At 54.3% G+C, this 3456-nt stretch carries 2 protein-coding genes and 1 pseudogene; all 3 read right to left on the bottom strand.

Annotation, left to right across the window (positions count from 1 at the left end; genetic code table 11):
• Positions 1 to 23: 23 nt before the first annotated feature.
• The gene (locus KXR87_RS23260) at positions 24 to 185 is read right to left on the bottom strand and encodes a hypothetical protein (protein ID WP_437434545.1); all 162 of its coding nucleotides are present in this window, start codon (positions 183 to 185) and stop codon (positions 24 to 26) included.
• A gap of 41 nt (positions 186 to 226) precedes the next feature.
• Positions 227 to 1409: pseudogene (locus tag KXR87_RS23255) on the bottom strand (RecT family recombinase).
• On the bottom strand, positions 1348 to 3456 hold a 2109-nt coding region (locus KXR87_RS23250; RefSeq protein WP_437434544.1), incomplete at its 5' end, for a RecE family exodeoxyribonuclease. The pseudogene KXR87_RS23255 and the gene KXR87_RS23250, both read right to left, overlap by 62 nt.

Raw genomic sequence — 3456 nt, 5'->3', positions numbered from 1 at the left:
GTTAAAAATCATTCCGCGCTCTTTCATGCTGTACGCTCCGGGTCGTATTTATCCCAGCAGTTAGCTTCGATATTTCGCAGCAGACGGCGTTCGGCCACCTCATCCACGCTGCGCCCGGTCAGTTCGGCAACCACTTTGTTGTTGTTCCGCGCCAGGATCTCAAGTTCTTCAATACTCCAGCCCATAGTTCCTCCTAGGCATGGGAGGGTTTCCCCTCCCRTGTCCCTTAGCCCACGTATTCAGGTTTCAGATCCAGCAGATTGACGCTGTATTTTTCGTACAGCTCATCGCCGAGGTGACGTTTGGCTGATGCCAGAATTTTCTCGGCTTCGGCAAATTGCTCGGTGGCGCCCGGTTCGCCAGGGTTCGGCAGGGAGTTGATAGCCGCTTCAACATTATTGCGAGCATCCACCAGGTAATAACGTTTAACTGCCTTGTTCTTCAGCTCAGTAAACAGCGCGGTACCGAGTACGACCTTCTGCGATTCGATATCAGCACGCACCGCYTTGGCGTTGTCGACATCCTGRGCAGCATCAATACGGTCGCGGAAGTCGTCTGCCATCACATCGATGTTTACTGCGGACTCCTGTCCTTTGGCAGCTGATTCCACTTCTGAGGTGATCTCCTTAACCGACATGCGCTGGCTTAATTCAGGGTTAATCTCACGTTCAGTACGTGCCTCAACCTCATCCGGGCTGTAAACACCCAGAATGACTTCAGGACAGTACAGGCGGCCCCAGTATTTGACGCCGAGATAGGCGATCTGCTGTTTAGGATTCGAGACCCATAACGGAGAATTACGCGTGRCCACGCCAGACAGGTAAATGGGTTCACCCCAGGTGATTTCGCTTTCACCGCGCAAGATGGCCCCGACCTCAACATAGAGCCCAATTTCATCTTCGTCAGTCCAGTCGCGAACGCGCTCAGTTACCTGGTATTTACCGTTYTTGCCATTTTTTTCTTTGGTGACTTCGCGGGTCCGTGTGCAGCGCTCCCATTCACCGCCATAGCGATAATGGAAGCGTCCACGGATGGCACTGGAGCTGGCAATAACTGCGTTTATCAGCTGGGCTTCATAGCCAAGAACGCCGTTTACCAGGTGGGTTTTCTGCGCGACCGCATAGGGATTCATGCCCCACTGCAKGGCCTGCATTACGATAGCCATGCAATCAGCGGGTTTACCTGCAAGGTGTGCAGGGACAGTGACCTGAGAATCAGCCATAAGGTTGGCGAATGCTGTTAACTGGCCCAGCGCCTGGACGTTGAAAATGGCATTGCTGGCAGAGATAGTGTTTGGTGCCTGCTGTTCGGTGGTGATGATGTTCGTGTTTTCCATGGTTGATCCCCTTATGCATTTGCCAGAGTGCGCAGAAATTCAAGGCGGCGCAGGTCGTAATCAGTAAGCTCATCGGCGTAATCKTCAGTCACCGGAGCTGGCCATTCGCCAGTATCAAAAGCGTTTGCGATTGAACGCATGGTGGTCTGGTATTCCAGCGCGCCCAGCTCAATCAGTTCCGGGCTGGCCTCGACGATGGCTATCCAGTGATAACCCTCGTCTTTGTTGACGAAAATCCAGAAGAACTGGTCAAGCGCCGCGGTGTTCATGTACATGGATGCGCTCAGGTGGTAATCGCGGTCGATAATCTCGCGGTGCAGCTTCGCCCGCAGGCCAGACTGCTTGACGTTCCACATGCTGATGGTTTTGAGGTCAACGCCGATKCGTACACCGCTCATGTCAATTTCAAGGTCAGGGCGAACACGGATTTCGAGACCGGTTTCATCATCGATGCCGAAATAGCTCGTCTCAACARCGCGGTTAGGATGAGTTAAGAACTTACCGGCAGTCGGGTGTGACAGCAGGGCATCCTGAATGGCCTGGGCCGTCGCCAGCTGCGCGCGGGTCACCAGAATCTTGTCATCCGGGTTGTCGCGCCACGCATCCAGCAGTTCGTCAGCGAWTACCGCATCCGGTTTCACGGACTTCACTGCCTGAATCAGGTCCGCTTTAGTACCGGACACTTTCAGCGGCGCGGGCTTCTGAGCTTCCTGTGCAACCAGGTCAGGGTTGATAATCGCCAGTTGCTCAAGGAGAGCATCACGGCTACCGCTGGTTTTCACCGGCGCGGGCAGGGTGGCGTTGTACTCTTTGATGCAGGCTTTCATCGCTGCAGCTGTCTGTTTCTGGTCTGCCTCAATGCGCTGGAATTCGGCTGGCAGAGACATGTAGCTCTGTCCAGTCTCTTCAACAGATGACCCCATTGGCACCGGAGCGGGCAGCGTGGCGTTATGCTCTTCCAGCAGGGCTTTGATGTCGTCACCGCTTAACTGCGGYGCCAGKCTGGCATTGTGTKCATCAATGAACTCGCGCAGCGTCGCCGTGGTGGTAAACGCACCCTCAGGGATAACCGGTTCAACGCTGAATTCAGCATCCAGATTTTCCGGTTGCAGTGCCAACGCATGCACCAGGTTKCCCATATCCAGCACTTTGGACTGCTCGCGGGCGATGGTTTTGGCGACGTGGCGCGCGTTGAAATACATCAGGCTGACACGGGCGTCTTTTACCTGTGTGCTGCTGATACCATTGGCTGCGTGGTAGACGTTATTCGGCAGGCCTTCATAACGGCCCGGTTCGAAATAGGCCGGGTATTCAGGTTCAGGTTCGGTAGTGGCATCCTGCAACTCTTCGGMCTGATCGAATTTCGCCATCGCAGATGCCAGCATTTCGCCGACCGGAGCCAGAATCTCTTTGGCTGTCAGGGTAGCTGTTTCTGTACCAGACTCATCAACGCTCTGGCCTGCTGATACCGCGCTACCAGCTTCGCTTTCGACCTGGACAGTCGTTTCCATCTGCACATTGTCGGTAGCCTCTTCTGATTTAGTGGTGGTGCTGGTGGTGGATTGCTGGCCCATCAGGTTGTCGATGGAGAAAATGCCGGCGCCAAGGTTGGCGACGTCTGATTTTGTTGTGGTCACCGCCTCAGGTTTACTGGCAGCCTCTACCGCCATTTTCCCAACTACAGCAAATCCAGTGTCCAGCTTATCGAGGCTCTCAACCGGTTCGGTACCCTGAATAACTCCTGCAACCACTGCTGCACTATCAATCTGGCGGGCGGCCGCGAGGGTTTCGGCGGTTGGCTTGGTGTGATCAGTTTCGGTAAGGTTGGCGTTTATGTAACCGCTCAAACGACCTGAGGATTTGTAATGCTCAGGATGAGCGCTTCTGATAACGGCGAAAATTGCTGCGCGGGAATAATCTAGAATGCCGGGCGTTTTGCGCAGCACCGCAGACCATTCTTTGAACGGGCTTTCTTTGGTGGATACGATTTCTTTTGCCCGACGATAGATCCCGCCAGGAATGTTGTAGATGTCGAAGTCCATAGGCATAGTTGCCGCAGCAATTTCGACATCCAGCGTGTCCAGCGTGTGGACGTAATCGGAATTACGATCAGTCGTGAT

It is taken from the genome of Yokenella regensburgei, from assembly GCF_051486985.1.
Lineage (GTDB): Bacteria > Pseudomonadota > Gammaproteobacteria > Enterobacterales > Enterobacteriaceae > CBFFRJ01.
The sequence above is the reverse complement of the archived record's forward strand: the minus strand, read 5'-3'. Positions and strand labels throughout refer to the sequence as shown.